Annotated in this window: 18 protein-coding genes; 6 read left to right on the forward strand and 12 right to left on the reverse strand. The window is 49.2% G+C overall.

Annotated elements, in window-relative coordinates; translation table 11 throughout:
* On the forward strand, positions 1–3,785 hold a 3,785-nt coding region (locus HMPREF3091_RS01545; protein WP_246839939.1), incomplete at its 5' end, for an Ig-like domain-containing protein.
* Between the two features lie 259 nt (positions 3,786–4,044).
* Here the strand turns inward: HMPREF3091_RS01545 and nusB are convergent.
* From nusB to nrdR, 4 genes are all read right to left on the reverse strand, one after another.
* Positions 4,045–4,464, reverse strand: a complete 420-nt coding sequence (gene nusB, locus HMPREF3091_RS01550) for a transcription antitermination factor NusB (RefSeq protein WP_004096748.1) — start codon at positions 4,462–4,464, stop codon at positions 4,045–4,047.
* 20 nt (positions 4,465–4,484) lie between these two features.
* Complete coding sequence (ribE, locus tag HMPREF3091_RS01555) at positions 4,485–4,955, reverse strand: 6,7-dimethyl-8-ribityllumazine synthase (RefSeq protein ID WP_004096750.1); 471 nt, start codon at positions 4,953–4,955, stop codon at positions 4,485–4,487.
* 172 nt (positions 4,956–5,127) lie between these two features.
* Complete coding sequence (ribD, locus tag HMPREF3091_RS01560) at positions 5,128–6,249, reverse strand: bifunctional diaminohydroxyphosphoribosylaminopyrimidine deaminase/5-amino-6-(5-phosphoribosylamino)uracil reductase RibD (RefSeq protein ID WP_070713631.1); 1,122 nt, start codon at positions 6,247–6,249, stop codon at positions 5,128–5,130.
* 41 nt (positions 6,250–6,290) lie between these two features.
* On the reverse strand, positions 6,291–6,740 hold the full coding sequence (gene nrdR, locus HMPREF3091_RS01565; protein ID WP_004096754.1) for a transcriptional regulator NrdR: 450 nt from the start codon (positions 6,738–6,740) through the stop codon (positions 6,291–6,293).
* A gap of 316 nt (positions 6,741–7,056) precedes the next feature.
* Here nrdR and HMPREF3091_RS01570 point away from each other — a divergent pair, with 316 nt between their 5' ends.
* Positions 7,057–7,590: a DUF3251 domain-containing protein gene (locus tag HMPREF3091_RS01570; protein WP_008814315.1), complete on the forward strand. Its 534-nt coding sequence runs from the start codon at positions 7,057–7,059 to the stop codon at positions 7,588–7,590.
* An 83-nt stretch (positions 7,591–7,673) separates the two neighbouring features.
* Here HMPREF3091_RS01570 and secF read toward each other — a convergent pair whose 3' ends face one another.
* From secF to queA, 5 genes are all read right to left on the reverse strand, one after another.
* Complete coding sequence (gene secF, locus HMPREF3091_RS01575) at positions 7,674–8,645, reverse strand: protein translocase subunit SecF (RefSeq protein ID WP_004096756.1); 972 nt, start codon at positions 8,643–8,645, stop codon at positions 7,674–7,676.
* A 10-nt stretch (positions 8,646–8,655) separates the two neighbouring features.
* Positions 8,656–10,512 (reverse strand): protein translocase subunit SecD, encoded by a 1,857-nt coding sequence (gene secD, locus HMPREF3091_RS01580; RefSeq protein ID WP_071778749.1) that lies wholly within the window; start codon positions 10,510–10,512, stop codon positions 8,656–8,658.
* A gap of 27 nt (positions 10,513–10,539) precedes the next feature.
* Complete coding sequence (gene yajC, locus HMPREF3091_RS01585) at positions 10,540–10,872, reverse strand: preprotein translocase subunit YajC (RefSeq protein WP_004096758.1); 333 nt, start codon at positions 10,870–10,872, stop codon at positions 10,540–10,542.
* A gap of 166 nt (positions 10,873–11,038) precedes the next feature.
* The gene (gene tgt, locus HMPREF3091_RS01590) at positions 11,039–12,166 is read right to left on the reverse strand and encodes a tRNA guanosine(34) transglycosylase Tgt (protein ID WP_004096760.1); all 1,128 of its coding nucleotides are present in this window, start codon (positions 12,164–12,166) and stop codon (positions 11,039–11,041) included.
* 154 nt (positions 12,167–12,320) lie between these two features.
* Positions 12,321–13,394 carry a tRNA preQ1(34) S-adenosylmethionine ribosyltransferase-isomerase QueA gene (gene queA, locus HMPREF3091_RS01595; RefSeq protein WP_004847726.1) on the reverse strand — a complete coding sequence of 358 codons (1,074 nt, stop codon included), beginning with the start codon at positions 13,392–13,394 and terminating at the stop codon, positions 12,321–12,323.
* Between the two features lie 188 nt (positions 13,395–13,582).
* On the opposite strand from queA, the gene HMPREF3091_RS01600 reads away from it, so the two are divergent.
* Positions 13,583–14,164, forward strand: a complete 582-nt coding sequence (locus HMPREF3091_RS01600; protein ID WP_070713633.1) for an ACP phosphodiesterase — start codon at positions 13,583–13,585, stop codon at positions 14,162–14,164.
* A 222-nt stretch (positions 14,165–14,386) separates the two neighbouring features.
* A complete protein-coding gene (locus HMPREF3091_RS01605) occupies positions 14,387–14,989 on the forward strand; it encodes a peroxiredoxin C (protein WP_004847724.1) in 603 nt (200 codons plus the stop codon).
* Positions 14,990–15,069: 80 nt separating this feature from the next.
* On the opposite strand, the gene malZ is transcribed toward HMPREF3091_RS01605, so the two are convergent.
* Positions 15,070–16,896 (reverse strand): maltodextrin glucosidase, encoded by a 1,827-nt coding sequence (gene malZ, locus HMPREF3091_RS01610; RefSeq protein ID WP_070713637.1) that lies wholly within the window; start codon positions 16,894–16,896, stop codon positions 15,070–15,072.
* Between the two features lie 277 nt (positions 16,897–17,173).
* On the opposite strand from malZ, the gene HMPREF3091_RS01615 reads away from it, so the two are divergent.
* Together HMPREF3091_RS01615 and HMPREF3091_RS01620 are read left to right on the forward strand one after the other, a co-directional pair.
* A complete protein-coding gene (locus HMPREF3091_RS01615) occupies positions 17,174–18,424 on the forward strand; it encodes a mechanosensitive ion channel family protein (protein ID WP_004847716.1) in 1,251 nt (416 codons plus the stop codon).
* Positions 18,425–18,583: 159 nt separating this feature from the next.
* Entirely contained in the window at positions 18,584–18,868 is a 285-nt protein-coding gene (locus HMPREF3091_RS01620) for a hypothetical protein (RefSeq protein ID WP_035503966.1), read from the forward strand.
* A gap of 199 nt (positions 18,869–19,067) precedes the next feature.
* Here HMPREF3091_RS01620 and proY read toward each other — a convergent pair whose 3' ends face one another.
* The gene (gene proY / locus HMPREF3091_RS01625; RefSeq protein ID WP_004847712.1) at positions 19,068–20,462 is read right to left on the reverse strand and encodes a proline-specific permease ProY; all 1,395 of its coding nucleotides are present in this window, start codon (positions 20,460–20,462) and stop codon (positions 19,068–19,070) included.
* A gap of 144 nt (positions 20,463–20,606) precedes the next feature.
* Positions 20,607–21,926 (reverse strand): branched-chain amino acid transport system II carrier protein, encoded by a 1,320-nt coding sequence (gene brnQ, locus HMPREF3091_RS01630; protein WP_004847710.1) that lies wholly within the window; start codon positions 21,924–21,926, stop codon positions 20,607–20,609.
* Positions 21,927–22,159 lie beyond the last annotated feature (233 nt).

Below are 22,159 nucleotides of genomic sequence, written 5' to 3' on the forward strand. Positions count from 1 at the left end.
GTACCGCCCGCGTTCAGCTTAACGTGGATGACAATGGTAACTGGGACGACAGCGCCATCGACTTTCTTGCACCGCTTTATGACAATAAAAAATCCATGCTGTTTACCCAACTCGGCCTGCGCGCGCCCGATGGTCGTATCACGGGTAATATGGGGATGGGCGTACGTACTTTTTATGTCGAAGATTGGATGTTTGGCGGCAACGTTTTCTTTGATGATGATTTCACTGGGAAAAACCGCCGAGTTGGAGTTGGGGCTGAAGCTTGGACCAATAACTTAAAACTTTCGGCCAACACCTACGTAGGAACGACCGACTGGCATTCTTCACGTGACTTTAATGATTACTATGAAAAACCAGCCGACGGTTACGATGTTCGCGCTGAGGGTTACCTGCCGTCCTATCCACAGTTAGGCGCTAAGCTGATGTACGAACAGTACTATGGCAATAACGTCGCCCTGTTCGACAAAGACCATCTGCAAAGCGATCCATCCGCGGTCACAGTCGGTCTCAGCTACACTCCCGTCCCTCTGATCACGGCGGCCGTTGACTACAAACGTGGTCAGGACTCCATGGATGAAACCACATTCGGCATTAACTTCCGTTATACCCTCGGTCAGCCATGGGCAGAACAGATATCTCCATCTCAGGTGGCCATTCAACGCAGTCTGGCCGGCAGTCGTTATGATCTCGTTGAACGTAATAACGAAATCGTTCTTCAATATAAGAAAAAGCAGCAGGATGACGCGCTCTCTGACATGACATTGATGCTGGCAAAAGACAACAGCCCGGCCGATGGAACCTCCGCAAATATTGTCACCGTGCATGCAAGCACAGAAAGTGGCGCTCCGGCGCGTAATACGCCAATCAACTGGTCAACGACGGGGAAAGCCCTACTCAGCACCTCTACCAGCGTAACCGATAGCAATGGTGATGCGTCGATTAATGTCACTAACAAGTCAGCTGAGCAGGTCATTGTCCAAGCAAACTCAGGGAATATTACCCGCACCACCACCACGACGTTTACGCAGTCTGTTGACAGCATGGATCTGCAGTTAACCCAAAATAATAGTATTGCGGATGGCAGTGCCCAAAATGCGGGCCTAGTCACTGTTAAAGATGCAAATGGTCAGGCGATGCCTAACATGCCTATCGCATGGAAAGTGAGCAATGGTGCTTCTATTGTACGTAGCGATGCACAAACAAACGCCAAGGGACAATCCACCGTTCATTTTGTGAATACAAAAGCAGGCGCGGTAACGTTAACGGCAGGAACATCAGGGAAAAATGCTACCGTAGACGCGACATTCGTTGCTGCAGCCGTATCTAAGATTGATGTTAGCATGAAGACGAATAACACCATCGCCGATGGCCGCTCAACCAATGAAGCACAAGCTATTGTGAGAGATTCGGCAAATAACCCGATGCCAAATGTCAGCGTGACGTGGCACTTAGGCAATAGCCAAACAGCGCAAATGGATAGCCCATCTGTAGTGACCACGGATGCTAATGGTGTCGCTCTACTTCGCCTTAAAGACACCGTCGCAGAAACGGTATCAGTCACGGCGAACGCGGGAGGAAGCACCGGAACGACTCAAGCCGTGTTTAGTGCAACACCAGTAAATCTGGTTACCGTGAGTATGACGACCAACAACTCCCCCGCCGACAACGCTACCAACAACGCGGCACAAGCACTAATTACAGATTCGAATGGTCAGCCTATGCCGAACGTCTCTGTGACATGGACAATCAGCGGTAGCACAACGGCCAGCTTGAGTAGTCCCGCTACGGTAACAACAAACGCCAGCGGTATTGCTGTCGTGACGTTGAAAGACTCCGTCAAAGAGTCCGTCAATCTAACCGCGAGCGCGGGTGGAAAAACCGGTAAAACGACGGCCACCTTTATACAAACGGTCGCCAAAAATCTCGCTGTCAGCATGACAGGAAATAATGCTATTGCGGATAATTCCGCCTTAAACACCGTGCAGGCGGTACTCACTGACGGGAATGGGAATCCGGTTGAGAACGCCGTCGTCACATGGAGCATGACTGGAAGTTCAACCGCAAGCTTTACCTCCTCAACGTCGGTAAATACCAATTCTAGTGGTATTGCCACCGTGAGTTTAAAAGACTCCGTAGCAGAGCCTGTAACCATTACGGCCAGTGCCGACGGTATTACAAACGCCACGACGGCAACCTTTGTCGCAGTACCAACAGGGGCTGTTGTCGTCTCCATGACAACCAATCACTCACCGGCAGATGGGACGACAGCAAACGTCGCACAAGCCGTTGTGACAGACAGCCACGGCCAGCCGCTTAAAAATATTACCGTAAACTGGAGCCTGAGTGGCAGCTCAACCGCCAGTGCAACGAGTCCAACGACGGCGTTCACCAATGCGTCAGGGATTGCAACCTTAAGCCTAGTGGACACAACCGCTGGCGGAGTAACGGTTATAGCAAGTGCGGATGGGAAACAAGATCAGGCGACTGCAACATTCCAGGCTCCGGTCGCTGCCGTTGCCGTTTCAGTAACAACCAATAATTCACCAGCAGATGGTACAACGGCCAACACAGCTCAAGCCGTTGTCACTGATGCTAAAGGACTCCCTGTTGCAAACACGAGCGTTACATGGAGCTTAAGCGGTAGTTCAACGGCCAATGCAACAAGCCCTACAACGGTGACAACCAATTCATCAGGTATTGCGACCTTGACACTTGTGGATAGCGCCGCTGAAGGTGTGACAGTGACAGCCTCGGCGGGAGGAAAACAAGCTCAAGCTACCGCTACGTTTATAGCTCCCGTCTCCGCGATTGCGATGGCAGTCACCATAAATAACTCTCCGGCCGATAACGCCACCGCGAACACCGTGCAAGCCACCGTGACAGGACCAAACGGACTGCCGGTAGAAAATGCGAGCCTGACTTGGACATTGAGTGGGAGTTCAACGGCCACGACCACTAGCCCAACCGTGGTGACGACTAATTCATCCGGCATTGCGACCTTAACACTTGTCGATAGCGTCGCTGAAGGCGTGACAGTAACGGCCTCAGCAGGAGGAAAGCAAAATCAGGCAATGGCCACATTTACTGCGGTGCCAGTCAATACTGTCGCAGTCACGATGACCACAAATAATGCCAAAGCCAATGGTATCGACACAAACGTGGCTCAAGCATCCGTGACCGACGCCAGTAATCACCCAATAGCCAATGTGCCAGTCACATGGAATATCACGGGTAGCACCACGGCCAACGCCACTACATCGTTAACAACATCAACAGATGCGAATGGTTTTGCCACCTTAAGCCTAACGGACACAGTTGCAGAAGATGTCACGCTAACTGCGCATGCTGGCGGTAAACAGGGCCAAACGACAGCAACGTTTGCCAGTGATGCATTTGGGCCTGTCAGCGTAGAGCTGGAACACGCCCCTGGCACTGTATATATAAACTCTAACACCGTATCTGATGGCCTAGATATCACCGTTGATGCCTATGCAGGTATGGCCGAGGGCGATCAGATTACGGTGAACTTCAACGTGACCGGCACTTTAGATCCAAACTCAACAAATCCACTGCCGAACGTGACGCTTCCAGTGCATACGGTCACTACGGCCGAAGTCGGTAAGCCTATCGCGTTTACTATTGACGGTAGCACCCTAATCGGAGTACAGGCTGATACAAATAAAAATCCGCCATTAGAATCGGTGGCAACCGCAGTCGTAGTAAAACCATCAACGCAGAGGCAGGTAACGGGAACTTCACCGACGTATATATACGACACAAAGTAACAATGCTCCCATCTTAACCTACTGTAACGTTGACAAAAGCATCGGCTTGTTAAGCCGATGCTTTTTTACTCCCCCTTCTGAACGATGAAAAAAAGCCCGCATTGCGGGCTTTTTGACAAGGAGTGCTCAAGGTGTCACGGCAGGTAAAAATAAATCCTTTACCTCAACTCACTAACCTAAAGACAAAGGCCGGAAAACCGGCCTTTGGAATAAACGAGATGGCCCGAGGGCTTCCGTCAGGTGAACCTGAACAGCAATCTTATCTTTTAGATTTACGAATAGTCGGGGCAACTTTGTCCAGCACACCGTTGACGAACTTATGGCTATCTTCTGCACCAAAAGTTTTTGCCAGCTCAATGCCTTCGTTGATTGCCACTTTGTAAGGGACGTCTTCGCGCTTGCTCAGTTCAAACAGAGAAATACGCAGAACCGCTCTCTCAACCTGACCCAATTCTTCCAACTGACGCGACAATACTGGAGCCATCAGGCCATCCAGATATTCTGCGTTAGTGGCGACGCCAGACAACAGCTCACGGAAGTAGCTAATATCGACATCTTTGACGTCCTGCTCTGACAAGAACTGATATTCAACATCAGCAATGTCGTTTTTGGATATCTGCCAAGAATAAAGTGCCTGAACAGCACATTCACGGGCGCGGCGGCGAGCAGCAGGTTTCACGGAATTCCCCTTACTAAAAATCAGGCTTTAATTGCTTTAAGAACATTGATCATTTCGAGAGCGGTCAGGGCAGCTTCTGCACCTTTGTTACCCGCTTTAGTCCCTGCACGTTCAATGGCTTGTTCGATACTTTCGGTAGTCAGTACGCCAAATGCGACCGGCACAACGCTGTTCATCGCAACGCTTGCTAGACCGGAGCTGCATTCACCCGCAACAAATTCAAAGTGGGCAGTGCCACCACGGATAACGGTTCCCAAAGCGACAACCGCATCGTAGCGATTGGTGTCGGTCAGTGCGCGAACGGCTAATGGCAGTTCATAAGCACCCGGAACCCAAACTACAGTGATATTGTCATCAGAAACCTGGCCAATACGCTTCAGGGCATCAATGGCACCTTCCAGCAAGCTGTCGTTAATGAAATTGTTAAAACGCGCAATAGCGATAGCAATACGAGCTTGCGGAGCAGCGACAACGCCTTCAATCGTTTTCATGCAGTTTCCTTAAAATCTTGATGTTCAATACCCCTAACCCTTCTAGAAGAGCTAATAGGGGGGCGGATTCTATCACATTCTTTCGTCACCTGCTCAGGTGCATTTTGCTTACTTGAGTTAGAGACGAACTGAAACAAAAATAAATCAGTAAAAACAGTACACAAAGAGCCAGTTAATACGCATTACGCAGCACGATGCGTAAATCCGCTCCTACGGGCATGACTTCGCTAAAAACAAACTGCGGAGCGTCGGCTAGCTGTTCCAGCCCCGGCAAAACACACAGACCGCGCGCAGTATCCCCTAAGAGCTTAGGGGCAAGATAGATAATCAATTCGTCGACTAAACCGGCCTGCAAAAGCGCGCCAGCAAGAGACGCGCCCGCTTCCACCCACACCGAATTGATCTGCAGTTTGCCTAGTTGCATCATCAAAACAACCAGATCTATCCCTTGTCCATACTGCGGGAGCGCCAACTGTTTAACGTTTTCAGGCCAATGCAGATCATCAGGATGAATACGAGCTAGCAGGGTTTCACCAGCCTGAGAGATAAGTTTATGCTCAGGCGTTATACGATTTTGGCTATCGACGATGACACGCAGTGGCTGGCGAAGATTTTCACGCGGGTAAGCCTGTTGGGTGGTCACGTCTAATTCATCCCAACGCACCGTCAATGAAGGGTCATCGGCCAATACGGTAGCACTAGAACTTAATATGGCTGAACTTTGAGCGCGGTAGCGCTGCACATCCTGACGCGCTGCGGCAGAAGTGATCCACTGACTCTCCCCCGATGCCATCGCCGTTCTGCCATCCAAAGATGCCGCCATTTTTAGCTGCACAAAGGGGAATCCTGTACGCATGCGCTTAAGGAAACCGCGATTGACGGCTTCGGCCTCATTCATCATCAGGCCATGACTTACATCAATGCCCGCTTGTTGGAGCTTAAACAGCCCACGCCCCGCCACGTTTGGATTGGGATCCTGCATTGCTGCAACCACACGGCTAACACCGGCGGCAACTAACGCATCGGCGCAAGGCGGTGTGCGACCATGGTGGCTGCACGGCTCAAGCGTCACGTAAGCAGTCGCACCACGGGCCTTGTCACCAGCCATGCGTAACGCATGAACCTCAGCGTGAGGTTCACCCGCACGTAGGTGATACCCCTCACCGACAATTTCATCGTTAAGAACAATAACGCAGCCAACATTTGGATTAGGCGTTGTGGTAAAACGCCCGCGGCGTGCTAATTCAAAGGCTCGCGCCATGTAAAACTCATCGCCACGCGGCTGGTTGTGCATAGGTGTCGTCCGGAGATTAACTAACGAATCTAAGCCAGTGCTTAGTCCTGCAATTTGGCAATTTCTTCACCAAACTCGCGAATATCTTCAAAACTACGATAAACGGAGGCAAAGCGGATATAGGCCACTTTATCGAGCTTTTTCAACGCATCCATCACCAGATTTCCCACCATCTTGGTTGGAACTTCTCGTTCACCGGTTGCGCGTAGCTGAGATTTGATATGGCTAATGGCCATTTCAACATCGTCTGAGTTTACAGGGCGTTTTTCTAATGCTTTTAGGATACCACTGCGTAACTTATCTTCGTTGAATGGTTCGCGAACATCGTTACTTTTGATAACGCGAGGCATGACGAGTTCGGCAACCTCAAAAGTGGTGAATCGTTCATTACAAACCAGACATTGGCGGCGACGACGCACTTGCGTACCATCCCCCACCAAACGGGAATCAATGACTTTGGTATCAACGGCGGAACAAAATGGGCAATGCATAGCTCTTCCTGAAAGGCCTGAGATAACGCTAGTGTACCCCGAAGTGACATAACAACAAAGGGATGTCAGCTTGACAATGGTGCGCTCGCAGCCTCATTTTTCGCGAAAACAGGGCATTTATGCAAAATCTGAAGATAATTTGCTAGCCGCTCCCATCCCAATTTAGGGGGGATGAAATGGCATGCAGACAAACTTCCCCGCGCATTATCTCCATCGCACTATACTTAGTCATATCTATCTAGTAGCAATTAGCATGTGACATTCAGGTCAAAGGCGATTAATCTTTTATCTATGTCCATAATAAATCGAGCGATCTATGTCTATATACCGCCCTTTATTCGTGCTTGCCCCTTTGGCATTGATGCTAACGGCATGCGCTTCTGATCCAAAAACTGAGGCTCTTCAGTCGGAAGTTCAGGAGCTGACACAAAAAGTTCAGAAACTTAGCACTGAAGCCGAGTATCTGGAGCGTCAGAAAGCCATGAATGAAAATAACGAGCAGAGCATTTATCTGATCCCTGCCGCCAACAGCGACGCCGTAGGGGTCACCAGCATCGGCCAACTGCGCTTGTTGATAAGCCATCTGGAACCTGAAGCCGATGGCAGTAAAGCCGTGTTGCAAATAAAAACCGCCAACGGCTCAATTCTGCCAAGTTTCACCGGCTCTTTGGAGTGGGGCTCGCTGAATCAAGCAACGTTAGAGCCAGACCAAAGCAGCACGCTGTCACAAAGCATCAGCTTTAAAAGCCCTGCGACGCCCACTAACGTTACCAGCATGGAAGTTCGCTTAAGCGATATCGCACCAGAAAATCTGGGCTTCATTCGCCTAAGTGGTATTGAGCGCCAATAGATTTTCGTTTAGTGCTTATGCCATAAAAAAACCCCGCCGCAGCGGGGTTTTTACATTATAGCCGACTATCACACAACATCGGATTACGGCAGAATTGACGGCTGATCCGCCCCTTCTTTCTCGACCTTCTGCTGCAGCATATGTTCACGCTTCATGCCCAGTTTCAGAGCCAGCGCTGATGCAACATAGATGGACGACACTGTACCGATAGAAACACCGATAAGCATGGTCAGCGAGAAGCCCTTCAGCATCGGACCACCAAACAAATACAGCATCAGGATCACCATCAACGTGGTGCCGGAAGTGATCAATGTTCGATGCAACGTTTGTGTCAACGACACGTTGAAGATCTCGTAAGGTGTTCCACGACGGATCTTACGGAAATTCTCACGGATACGGTCAGATACCACGATACTGTCGTTAAGTGAGTAACCAATAACCGACATCAGCGACGCGACGATGGTTAGGTCAATCTCAATATGAAATAACGACAATACGCCCAAGGTGATGATCACGTCATGCAAGAGTGAAATAACCACCCCAGCAGCCAAACGCCATTCGAAGCGAACGCCAACGTAAATCAAAATGGCAATTAGCGCGACCAACAGCGCCATAGCGCCGTGCTGTGCCAGATCTTCACCAACGCTCGGACCGACAAACTCAATACGCTTTACCGTTGCATTCTGACTGGTTGCTTCGTTAATCACGCTAATGACTTTGCTGCCTAACGCTTCACCACTAGCTTCACTTGTCGCTGGAGGCATACGTACAACAATGTCACGACTGCTGCCAAAATTCTGCAACAGAGGATCAACAAAACCGGCTTTCTTCAGTGCATCACGCATCATGTCCATATCCGCTGGTTTTTCCAGCGAAACTTCAATGACGGTACCGCCAGTAAAATCCAGTCCCAAGTTGAACTTGTTCACACCAATAATGATGATAGAAAGAATCAACAGAAAACCAGAAATACCGAAAGCCCAGTAGTCCCAGCGCATAAAGTCATAGACTCTACGGCCGTAGTTTAATTGTTCAACACTATATTCCTGTGCCACAACGCACTCCTCAGATAGACAGCTTGTTGATGCGCTTGCCGCCGTACAATAGGTTTACGATGGCACGAGTACCGACAATTGCGGTAAACATTGACGTCGCCACACCAATACCGGTCGTGATCGCAAAGCCTTTAATTGCCCCGGTGCCAACGGCATACAGGATGATGACCTTGATAAGCGTCGTAACGTTAGCATCAAAAATGGAGCTGAATGCGCCTTGATAACCTTCATTGATAGCCTGTTGTACTGAACGCCCGTTACTAAGCTCTTCCTTAATACGTTCGTTTATCAGTACGTTGGCATCCACTGCTACTGCAAGGGTTAACACAATCCCCGCAATACCAGGCATGGTAAGAGTCGCTCCCGGCAGCAGGGACATAATCCCCACAATGAGCACCAGGTTAGCCAGCAACGCAGAGGTCGCTATCAGACCAAACTTCTTATAGAAGAACACCATGAACAGGATCGAGATAATCAAACCCGCCAAGCATGCTTCCAGACCCTGAGTGATATTCTGAGCACCCAGCGTCGGACCAATAGTGCGTTCTTCAACAATCTGAATTGGTGCAATCAACGCGCCAGCACGCAACAGTAAAGAGAGTTGACGAGCTTCATTCGGGTTGTCGATACCGGTAATACGGAAGCTATTACCCAAACGAGACTGGATAGTCGCCACGTTAATCACTTCTTCTTGCTTAGCCAGAATTGATTTACCGCCCGCGTCTTTCTTACCACTGTCTTTGTATTCAACGAACAGGGTTGCCATCGGCTTGCCGATGTTATCCTTCGTGAAGTTAGACATCGCGCTACCACCTGCGCCATCGAGCGAGATATTAACCTGAGGGCGGTTAAATTCGTCTTGGCTCGAGGTAGAGTCGGTAATGTGATCGCCGGTCAGGATAACGCGCTTATACATCACGATAGGACGTCCATCACGTGTGTATTTCACTTCAGAATCGCCCGGTACACGCCCATTGGCAGCAGCGGTGCTGTCAGCATTCGAGTTCACCAAACGGAATTCTAAGGTTGCGGTTGCACCCAGAATCTCTTTCGCACGTGCCGTATCTTGAATACCCGGCAGTTCAACCACAATCCGGTCTGCGCCTTGACGCTGAACGAGCGGTTCGGCAACGCCCAACTGGTTTACACGGTTACGCAGGATATTGATGTTCTGCTGAACAGCATATTCACGGGCTTCTTGCAGACGCTGATCGGTCATTACCGCTTTCAGACCATTATCACCAACCTTGCTAAATACTAAATTATTAAGGTAACGAGGCGACAGATAGCTGCTCGCTTTATCACGAGTCTCAGCATCACGGAATGTAATGATAACGCCGTTGGTAGAACCGTCAGTTTTACGGATCGTTGAATAAGGAATGCCCTTTTCACGCAAATCGCTGCGCAGCATATCCATACTCTGCTCTTGCAATTTGCTCAGAGCAGTCTCCATATCAACCTGCATCAGGAAGTGCACACCACCGCGCAGATCCAGACCTAACTTCATCGGCTCTGCACCAATCGCTTCTAGCCATCTTGGCGTAGCAGGTGCAAGGTTCAACGCGATAACGTATTTGTCGCCCAGCATATCCATCAGCACTTCGCGTGCACGGAGCTGGACGTCAGTATCTTTGAAGCGTGCCAAAATGGCACCATTTTCCAGCGCAATAGATTTGCTGGCGATGTGCTGTTTTTCAAGCTCATCACGGACTTGGACCAGTGTTGTTTCACTGGCGGCGACACCGCGCACGCCAGTGATCTGAACAGCCGGATCCTCGCCATAAAGGTTAGGAAGTGCGTAAAGCAGACCAATGGCAATTACCAAGATCAGCATGATGTACTTCCACAAAGGATAACGGTTTAACACGGCAGTTCCCTTAGGGAAAATCAAAAATTACAGCGCCTTCATCGTACCTTTCGGCAGAACAGCGGTCACGAAATCACGTTTGATGATAACTTCAGTCGTATCGTTCAGAGCGATAGCAATATAACCCGTCTCTGCAACTTTCGTTACGCGACCGATCAATCCACCATTAGTCAGAACTTCATCGCCCTTGCTGATGGCATCCATCAGTTTTTTATGTTCCTTAGCGCGTTTCTGCTGCGGACGCAGGATCATGAAATAGAAAATCAGGCCGAATACGACCAGCATGATCACTAAAGAGTACGGGCTGCCCTGAGCCGGTGCTCCAGCAGATGCCACAGCGTCGGAAATGAATAAACTCATCTAAATATCCCTCATTATTAACTACAGATTGAAAGCAACAACAAACAGCCAGAAACAAGCCATTCTATACTCTAAAGATGTCTAGTTGTAGAAGCGCTGCTTTGCTATCAACAACTTGGACGACAAAGAGTAAGCCGGTCAAAGATCACTCCTGACCGGCCAAATTCTATTTGGCGCCGACAGGCGGTACAGGCTTACCCTGACGACCATAGAAATCAGCGACGAACTCTTCCAACTTACCGTCTTCAATGGCTTGGCGTAAACCCGCCATCAAACGCTGATAATAGCGCAGGTTATGGATAGTGTTTAAGCGCGCACCAAGAATTTCGTTACAACGATCAAGATGATGCAGGTACGCACGGCTATAATTACGGCAAGTGTAGCAATCACACTCAGCATCCAGCGTCGTCGTATCATCTTTATATTGAGCGTTACGGATTTTTACAATACCGTTGGTCACAAACAGATGACCGTTACGCGCATTTCGGGTCGGCATCACGCAGTCGAACATATCAATACCACGACGAACGCCTTCCACTAAATCTTCCGGTTTACCGACACCCATCAGGTAACGCGGTTTATCTTGCGGGATCTGTGGACATACATGCTCAAGAATACGGTGCATGTCTTCCTTTGGTTCGCCGACGGCCAAGCCGCCCACAGCGTAACCATCAAAGCCGATATCTACCAGTCCTTTTAACGAGACATCTCGTAAATCTTCGTAAACACCGCCCTGAATGATACCGAACAAGGCGTTTTTATTGCCTAATTCATCAAAGCGTTGGCGGCTACGCTTCGCCCAGCGCAGAGACATCTCCATCGAGCTCTTAGCATAATCCCAATCTGCAGGATACGGCGTACACTCGTCGAAAATCATCACGATATCAGAACCCAGATCGTACTGAATTTCCATTGATTTTTCAGGACTTAGGAAAATCGGGGAGCCGTTGATTGGATGACGGAAATGCACGCCCTCTTCTTTAATCTTGCGCATTTTGCCCAAGCTAAATACCTGAAAGCCGCCGGAATCCGTTAGGATAGGTCCCTTCCACTGCATGAAATCATGCAGATCGCCATGCAACTTCATGATTTCCTGCCCAGGACGCAGCCATAGGTGGAAAGTGTTGCCCAGCAGAATTTGTGCGCCCGTTTCTTTCACTTCTTCAGGCGTCATCCCTTTAACGGTACCGTAAGTACCGACAGGCATAAACGCCGGGGTTTCCACCACGCCGCGATCAAAAATCAGGCGGCCACGACGAGCACGGCCGTCGGTTGTATCTAATTCATACTTCACTCAAAACCTCCAGCATCAGAAAAACAGTCTGATGTTGTATTCCTAATGGAAAGACGCCCTATTCGACATACCCGTTAGAACGGGAAGCCAACGTCTAAGTGGGCAAAAATTAGCCCGCATGTCGCATTTCAGCACAACAATACGAGCCACGAAATTATTCGGCAGACACTTTCTCTTGCTCCGCTAATTCACTGCGGGTGATAAACATCGCATCCCCGTAGCTAAAGAAGCGGTATTCCTTTGCCACCGCTTCGTGGTACGCATGCATGGTATTTTTATAACCCGCAAATGCAGATACCAACATAATCAGCGTGGATTCAGGCAAGTGGAAGTTGGTTATCAGAGCATCAATCACCTGATAGTGGTAGCCCGGATAGATAAAGATTTGCGTATCGTCAAAAAATGGCGCAATAAGCTGGTCTTTTGCCGCAGCGGCTGCGCTCTCAATCGACCGAACCGACGTGGTTCCAACGGCGATAACGCGGTTGCCCCGCGCTTTACAGGCCAATACGGCGTCAACCACGTCTTGCGGAACCTCTGCATATTCAGAGTGCATGGTGTGATTTTCTATGGTGTCCACGCGTACTGGCTGGAATGTTCCAGCGCCAACATGCAGAGTCACAAATGCCATCTCCACGCCTTTAGCGCGCAGTTTTTCCAATAGAGGCTCATCAAAATGTAGCCCAGCCGTCGGCGCTGCAACTGCGCCAGGACGTGAACTATATACGGTTTGATAAAGCTCGCGGTCTGCGTCTTCGTCTGGACGGTCGATATAAGGCGGCAAAGGCATATGCCCTGCGGCATTCAAAATAGTCAGTACATCGCGGCCATCTTCAAAACGCAGCTCAAATAGCGTGTCATGGCGTGCAACCATCGTGACACGAATATCCTCATTATCGCCAAGCAGCAGCTCTGCGCCCGGCTTAGGCGATTTAGATGCACGAACATGCGCTAACACACGAGTATCATCTAAAAGACGTTCCACCAGCACTTCCAGTTTTCCGCCGCTGGCTTTGCGACCGAATAAACGCGCCGGGATAACTCGCGTATTATTGAAAATCAGCAGATCGCCCGCATCGATTTTGTTCAAAACATCGGTGAACACGCCATGCTCTAATTTTCCCGTTGGCCCATCCAGCGATAACAAACGGCAAGCGCTGCGCTCCGCTTGTGGATAGCGGGCAATAAGGTTATCGGGGAGTTCAAACGAAAAATCAGAAACACGCATGGTTATTATTCACTCTATATATAGCGGACGCAGGGAGCACGCAAAAAACAGGCCGCTTAGTCTAGAGCTGCAAACGCTCTGCTGCAACTGTTAAGCGGTTCAGTATGATATAAGCCAGAATAAATAAGATTAAATAACCTTAATTATTGAATGGATTAAACTGCGTTATTCTCATCTATACTCACCCCATGAACTTTCTAGCACACCTTCACCTTGCCTCATTGGCCGACAGCTCACTGTATGGCAACCTTTTAGCCGACTTTGTCCGTGGTAATCCACAGGGCACCTACCCTGCCCCCATCATTGACGGGATCTTTATGCATCGTAGAGTCGATGTGATGACCGATAGGCTACCTCAGGTTTTAGAGGCTAAACGCTATTTTCGCCAAGAGTTTCGCCGCGTCGCGCCTATTACGCTCGATGTGGTTTGGGATCATTTTCTGGCACTACATTGGCAAGAGCTAGAGCCGGAAATATCTCTAAACGCTTTCGTAAACCATGCTCGATCTGAAATCGTCCCCATGTTGCCGCAGTCTCCCGAGCGTTTTCAAAATCTCAATGCTTTTATGTGGCAAGAGCGCTGGCTAGAACGCTATGCTGAGCTCCCGTTTATTGCCAAAGTGTTACAAGGTATGGCTAATCGACGGCCAAAACTCGGCGCGCTGGCCGGATCTTTTGTCGATATTGAAGATAATTACCTGCAACTTGAACAAACATTCTGGCAGTTTTATCCGCAAATGATCGCTCAGGCCAAAGCAAAGACCCTATAAACACTGACGTTGTTAACACTTAGCGCGTTTAGCTATTGCCCTTTTTTACAAAAGCGCTATGTTATATACCAATCTTTACTTTTACCCTTTTGCATTATTGATAGGTAAAAGCTATCTTATCAATCGGCGCTTTACGCTTTATTCACCAACGTTTAATACGTATAGTGACTCCCGACCTAAGAATTTAATCATCCATCCAACATACAATTAACAGGAGTTAATATGGTCCTGGTTACTCGTCAAGCCCCAGACTTTACTGCCGCTGCCGTTTTGGGCAACGGTGAAATCGTTGAAAACTTCAACTTCAAAGAATTTACTAAAGGCAAGCCAGCAGTCGTGTTCTTCTGGCCAATGGACTTTACTTTCGTATGTCCTTCTGAGCTGATCGCTTTCGATCACCGTTACAAAGAATTCAAATCCCGTGGCGTTGAAGTAGTTGGCGTTTCTATGGACTCTGAATTCGTTCATAACGCATGGCGTAAAACCCCTGTCGACAATGGCGGCATCGGTGAAGTTCAGTATCCACTGGTTGCTGATATCAAACACGAAATCATGCAGGCATACGGCATTGAGCACCCAGAAGCTGGCGTTGCTCTGCGCGGTTCTTTCCTGATCGACAAAGAAGGTGTTGTGCGCCATCAGGTGGTGAACGACTTGCCACTGGGCCGTAACATCGACGAAATGCTGCGTATGGTTGACGCGCTGCAATTCCACGAAGAGCATGGTGATGTTTGCCCAGCTCAGTGGGAAAAAGGCCAAGAAGGTATGGGCGCATCTCCAGACGGCGTTGCTAAATACCTGTCTGAAAACGCAGCTAAACTGTAATTCAGTTTGCCTCGTGTTCAAAAGCGGCCAAATGGCCGCTTTTTTATTGGTTGCACATCAAACCAGCGTTGTCTAAACGGTTATTCTCTAAACCAACGCCACACTGCTGCGCTCTCTGCCGACATAATCAGCTCAATATAGCCACTCTCACGCACTAGTTTCCCGTCTCCCTCAATGCGTTTCCACTGTCCTACCGGAATAAACGGTGAGTTGGGCAAAATACAGCGTCCACGACCTTCACGTTGCAAAGCAATCAGTACCGTTTCGTTCTCATATTGGCGAACAAAAACCAACATATCTTCACGAGCATGTACGATATGGCATCCTCCACGACGTAACGCGATGGATTGCTGCCTCAGCGTCGCCATCCGTTGAGTTAACGCTAATAAATTGCCATTCCAGCGTTCTTCATCCCAAGGAAATGTTTTGCGGCAAAATGGATCGTTTTCGCCGTCTAGCCCAATCTCGTCGCCATAATACAAACAAGGCACGCCAATCCAGGTAAAAAGCCATACCAAGGCCATTGGCATACGTTGAGGGTTACCTGCCAGTAGAGTGATAAAGCGCGCGGTGTCGTGGCTATCGAGCTGATTAAACATGGCTAGCTGTTGGGTATGCGATAATCCTGCACGGTAGCTATCCATCCATTCGGCGCACTGTGCGGCGCTAAGCTGGATGGGCTGATACGCCACGTCAACACCGGTCAAAAATGCTCGCACTGGCAAAGCAAAGCCCATGTAATTCATTGCGGCATCTTCCACACCGGCTTGTAGCCAGCGGCGCGCATCACCAAAATGCTCACCAAACACGTATGCCTGCGGATTTTCACTCTTTACTGCACGATACATGCCCCCGAGATGGTGTAAGTTTCCGCGTGCCGAGCCGCCTTCACCCAACATATGCACCACATCCAAACGCCAGCCATCAATATGATAAGGTTCACGCAGCCAGTGGCGTAGCACGCTGTCATCAGCCTGATATACGCTGTCGACCACCGACTGACTAGAGAAATCCAGTTTAGGTAACGTGGAATTTCCTTTCCAATCAAGCGCTCGGCCCTCTGCGGTAAAGGTGAATCGAGTGCGGTGAGGCGATGCAGGATCGTAATAAGCACCTTCGGTTTGTTGCTGGTAGCGATCAAACCACGGATGGGTATCACCGGTATGATTAAATACCCCATCGAGGATCAGGCGCATACCTAACTCATGGGTTTTCTCCCGTAATCGGATCAGCGCCGCATTTCCGCCCAGATAAGGATCCACCTGATAATAGTCTTCGGTATCGTATTTATGATTGCTCGGTGCGGTAAAAATAGGATTCAGATACAGCGCGGTAATGCCTAGCGACTTTAGGTAAGGCAAGCGCTCGACGATACCGTCTAAATCGCCGCCATAGAACGTAGAAGACGCATTTTCATCGGTTAAAGGCTCATCCCACGCTTTGCGGATCACAGCACGTTGCACCGCATGATGAAAATAACTGCCATCCTTTACGGTATGCTCAAGCCCGCTAGAGGAAAATCTATCGGGAAAAATTTGATAAAAAACCTGATCGGCCACCCACGCAGGTGATTGCGTTGGGATCTCTAATGCAAACTGAGCCATCTGCGCTGGCGGAATAATGCTGAATCCCAGCGGACCAAACCACTGCTGACGATTTTCCCACAGAAGTTTGAAACAGTACCGGCGTACCGACTCACCGGCCAACAGCGTAAGGTCTGCCTGATAGCGGGTATATTCTCCCTGCTTTTGTGCCTGCATCACCAGCAGCCACTCTTCGTTATCAGGTTCACACCGCAGCATGACCTGATGCGGCAGATCATCGCCTTGCAACCATAAACCGATCTCAAGACGATCGTCATGGTGATGTACGTAGGGTGGTACGGGTAGGTGCCAAGCAAATAACATAAAATAGTCCCCCAATAATCATTGGAATGGAGCATGCCATGCTGATGTTTTGCTGCACTCATCTGTAAACACTTTTTGTAGGGATGAGTTCGGGGGAGGATAGCCCTTATTATCTTCCTGTAAATAATGGGTGAACAAACGCAGCCAACGCACATGGCACTTGACCTATGGCGAGTAGATACGTGATTAACTTCGCTTTTGGGTTGACTGTAAACCCTGAACGGTTAGCCTATGTCGGCATATTGCATCAAAATATTTGAAAGAAAAGGTAATCTCAATGCATAACACACTGAGACGATGGCTGGAACAATACGGCATCGAATTCACTCATGTGACTTCGCTGATTATTGTTATCGGCCTCATCATGGTGACCGCGGTCATCATCCATCTACTTTTGCATCGGGTACTCCTTTCACGCTTAGAAAAACGCGGCCAGCATAGCAAAATACTCTGGCTGAAAGTGATTACCCAGCATAAGCTTTTCCACCGATTAGCCTTTACCTTACAAGGCGTTATCGTCAATATTCAGGCCGTATTCTGGCTTCATCCTGGCACCGACGCTGGCGATGCACTCATCATCTGTGCCCAGATGTGGGTTATGTTGTATGCCCTACTCGCACTGTTTTCTCTGCTAGATACCTTACTGGATCTGGCAAGCAATATGTCAGTTGCCGATCAGCTACCGCTACGAGGGATTTTCCAAAGCATCAAACTCGTTGCCGCCATCATCATTGGTATTTTGATGATTTCACTGCTGATAGGGCAATCTCCACTGCTGCTGATAAGCGGCTTGGGCGCCATGGCTGCGGTTTTGATGTTGGTGTTTAAAGACCCTATTTTAGGGCTAGTGGCAGGAATTCAGCTTTCAGCCAACAACATGCTCAAGCTAGGCGACTGGCTGGAGATGGCTAAATATGGCGCTAACGGCACCGTCGTGGACGTGGGGCTGACCACGGTTAAAGTGCGTAACTTTGACAACACCATCACCATGATCCCGACCTACGCGCTGGTTTCTGATTCCTTTATCAACTGGCGCGGTATGTCTGAATCTGGTGGCCGCCGCATCAAGCGCAGCCTAAATATTGATACCACCAGCGTACATTTCATGTCAGAAGAAGAGCATCAACGCTTAATGAAAAGCGCGCTACTCGCGCCTTATATCGATGCAAAAACGCAGGAGCTAAAAACCTACAACAGCGAACTGCAAGCTGACTTGAGTTCTCCATTAAACGGGCGGCGCATGACAAACCTTGGCACTTTCCGCGCCTATTTAGTCGCCTACTTAAATGCGCATCCACAAATCCGTAAAGATATGACCCTGATGGTGCGCCAGCTCGCGCCAACGGCAGATGGTCTACCGCTTGAAATCTATGCCTTCACCAATACCACGGTCTGGGCACAGTACGAAAGCATTCAGGCCGATATCTTCGACCATACGTTTGCCATCGTGTCCGAATTTGGTTTACGTGTGCACCAGACTCCTACGGGCAATGATATGCGTGCCATCGGCCATACACAGGCTGACTAAGACTGTTTTACCCTTACCTTCGACTGACATTTCCCCACATAAATGTGTCTGAAGGTAAGGGAACCATGACAAGCATGGCGAATGATTTCCTCGCACTTTCCTTTCAATAGAAATCTGATATTTATGACACTCCATTTATTAGTATCAACGGAGGGAAATTTGTTCAGTAAACTCTGCTTTGGCAAATTACGAGCGCATCTGATGCCATTTTTGTCTGCGCTGATCCTGATTACCAGCCTGCACTCTGCGGATGTCGATATCAGCAAAATCGCCAGCCAAAATGCACAAAACTATTCTCAACTGACCAGTGATTTACACGATGTTCGTGAAGCACTGATACTCAGCGTTCGCGAATCGCGTCGAGAAGAGAGAGATGAAGATCGCCACGAAATAGTCGCACCGGCGGAACATAGTGAAGCTGAGGACATTAGCCGTTTGAGTTAATTCAACACCAACAAAAACGGAGACTAAACGCTTAATGCTGATCGTTTAAGAGCTCGAGATACACGGGGCTAGCACACCGCGGGGCGCTCCGGCAGCTAAAGCTGCTACGACCCCATCGGTGTACTTCCCCTAAAATCACGCTTAAGTGACCGGCATTAGCCTAAACGCTCCGTTTTTGATTTACTCATTCAATCATCTATCAGCGAACAATATGTGTTTGCTTATCCTGATGGTCTACTTTGGCCGACTTCTTAACAAACGCGTACCCTAGCAACAGAACAATCACCCATACAATGCCTGCATACAGTGAGACTCGGGTATCAGGGAAATAGCCGATCAGGCCGATGATAAATGCCAAGAAAATAATGCCAATCGCTGAGGTCAAAATCCCACCACGTAACGGAAATTCCAGCGCTTCCACCTGCTCTGGGCTCAGGCTGCGTCGGAACGCAATCTGAGAGAACAGGATCATAATCCATACCCAAACCGTGGCGAATGTAGCGAGAGAGGCAATAACCAAGAACACGTTTTCTGGCATGATGTAGTTCAGATAAACCGCAATCAACAACGCAAGAACCATCACCAGTACGGTGACCCATGGAATACCACGACGTGAAACCTTCGAAAAGATTTTTGGCGCATGTCCCTGCTGTGCCATGCCGTGCAGCATACGCCCCACACCAAACACGTCACTGTTAATAGCAGATAAAGAAGCGGTGATCACCACGAAATTCAGAATACCCGCAGCGACCGGAATCCCCATATGCTGGAACGTCAGCACAAACGGGCTACCTTGTGTCCCGACCTGATTCCACGGGTAGATCGACATAATGACAAACAGCGTACCCACATAGAACACCAGGATACGCAACGGAACTGAGTTGATGGCTTTTGGGATCGACACTTTTGGATTTTCGGCTTCGCCCGCAGTGATACCGATAATTTCAATCCCACCATAGGCGAACATCACCAGCTGTAGCGAGAAAATCATCCCGATAAAGCCGTTACTAAAGAAGCCGCCATTGGTCCATAAATTATGAATGCCGGTAGGTTGGCCGCCGTTACCAATTCCCCAGAAGATAATGCCGATACCCGCGACAATCATGATGATAATAGTGGCGACCTTAAAGAACGAGAACCAGAACTCAAGCTCCCCAAAGACCTTCACGCTCATCAGATTTACCGCACCGATGATCAGCACCACGCTGAGCACCCAGATCCAATGCGGTACCGCAGGGAACCAGACACTCATATAGATACCGAATGCAGTCACATCGGCAATGGCTACGATCAGGATTTCGAAGCAGTATGTCCAGCCAGTGATATAACCAGCCATCGGCCCCAGATAATCCTGCGCATAGCGAGAAAACGAGCTGGCCTGCGGGTTATTAACCGACATTTCGCCCAACGCACGCATGATGATAAAGGCGACGACACCGCCAATGAGATAAGCCAGCAGCACGCTTGGGCCAGCCATCTTAATAGCATCAGCGGAGCCATAAAACAGCCCCGTACCGATAGCTGAACCGAGCGCCATGAAACGAATGTGGCGCGTATTCAGTCCGCGCTTTAATTGGTTGGGTTGTTGTTGCATACAAAATTTACCCGTGGAGACCTGTCAAAAAAAACACGGGCGCTATACGCCCGTGCTGCAAATAAACTCATTATTTGTGATTATAAATGCATAGCGCGCTGAAGACACTATCTAAAAATGTAATCAGATCCATCAACAATCATTTTAGTTATGCACCGTGACATTTCGCGGCCCCATCGTGCGGTCAATAATTGCCATGACCACACAGACCAGCAGCGACGGTGGCAACCATGCCAACCCCTGACCTGCCAATGGCAGATGTTCAGTCCAAGCAGGTAAATGGCTGGCCAACGCAGAGCCCTTCAACGCATCTAAAATGCCAAATACTAAACTCACAATCATAACCGGTGAAAATACACGCGGAGCAGAATTCCACCAGCGCACGGTGAAGCTTAAGACCACCAGCACAATACATGGCGGATAGATCGCCGTCAGTACCGGAATTGAAATCTGGATCAGATGACTCAGACCCAAATTCGATACAACCATTGAGAAGAGGCCCAGAATAAAGACCAGCGTGCGATAGCTAAACGGCAGGTACTGAGCAAAAAACTCCGCGCAGGCACAGGTCAGGCCAACGGCCGTTACCATACAAGCAATGAAAATCAGAGCGGCTAAGAACAGGCTTCCGATGCCACCGAAGGTATGCTGAACGTAAGCATGCAAGATCACCGCGCCATTTTGCGCGTCTGGTACTAATTCACCGCTGCTAGAGCCCAGCTTAAACAGACTCAGATAGACCAACGTCAAACCGATACCCGCAATCAAACCGGCCCAAACAGTATAGCGAGTTAACAACCGGCTATCGTTTACACCACGGGAACGCGCAGCATTAACGATAACAATACCAAACACCATGGCACCCAGCGTATCCATGGTCAGATAGCCGTTCACAAATCCACTTGAGAATGGGACCTGCTGGTAAATTTCGATGGCTGGCACATGTACGCCCGCAGGCCATAAAACCGCAGCAATTCCGAGAATAGCCAGCGCAACGATTTTCAGCGGAGCCAGAATGTGCCCTACGGTGTCCAGCAGTTTGCCTGGGTACAACGATATCGCAATGACCAGCGCGAAATAGACCACGCTATAAATCAGCAGCGGAGCAGCGCCATCGCCCGTTAAGGGCGCGATACCAAGCTCGAATGAAACGGTTGCCGTACGCGGTGTGGCGAACAATGGCCCTACTGCTAGATAGCAGACCGTCGCCAGCAGCAATCCCGCCTTACGACCAATTGGCGTACTCAGCGCGTCGATACCGCCACCGACTTTTGCCAAAGCCACTACGGTCATCACCGGTAAACCTACCGCCGTGATAAGAAAACCGATAGCCGCAATCCAGACGTGCTCGCCAGACTGCAATCCAACCATCGGAGGAAAAATAATATTACCTGCGCCAACAAACAGTGCGAAGGTCATGAATCCTAATGCCAGGATATCTTTGGACGTTAAACGATGAGTCATAATGAGATGTCGTGCTGCCTTATAACGGTTTAAGAGTTTCAATCGAATAGTGAGTCACGGAAAAATCCCCTTGCAGATGGAAGTAGGGATACTGAAGAAAAGGCGACCGAGATCGTATTAATTTTTCTTCCTACAACATCATTCACATCTGCACATAAAACGCCGCTCTGCCTTAGTTTGGTTACCCTGACTTTCCCTGTGCAAAGCCATTTGATTGGGTTACATCACCGGAC

This window comes from Hafnia sp. HMSC23F03 (genome assembly GCF_001816025.1).
GTDB classification, from domain to species: domain Bacteria; phylum Pseudomonadota; class Gammaproteobacteria; order Enterobacterales; family Enterobacteriaceae; genus Hafnia; species Hafnia paralvei.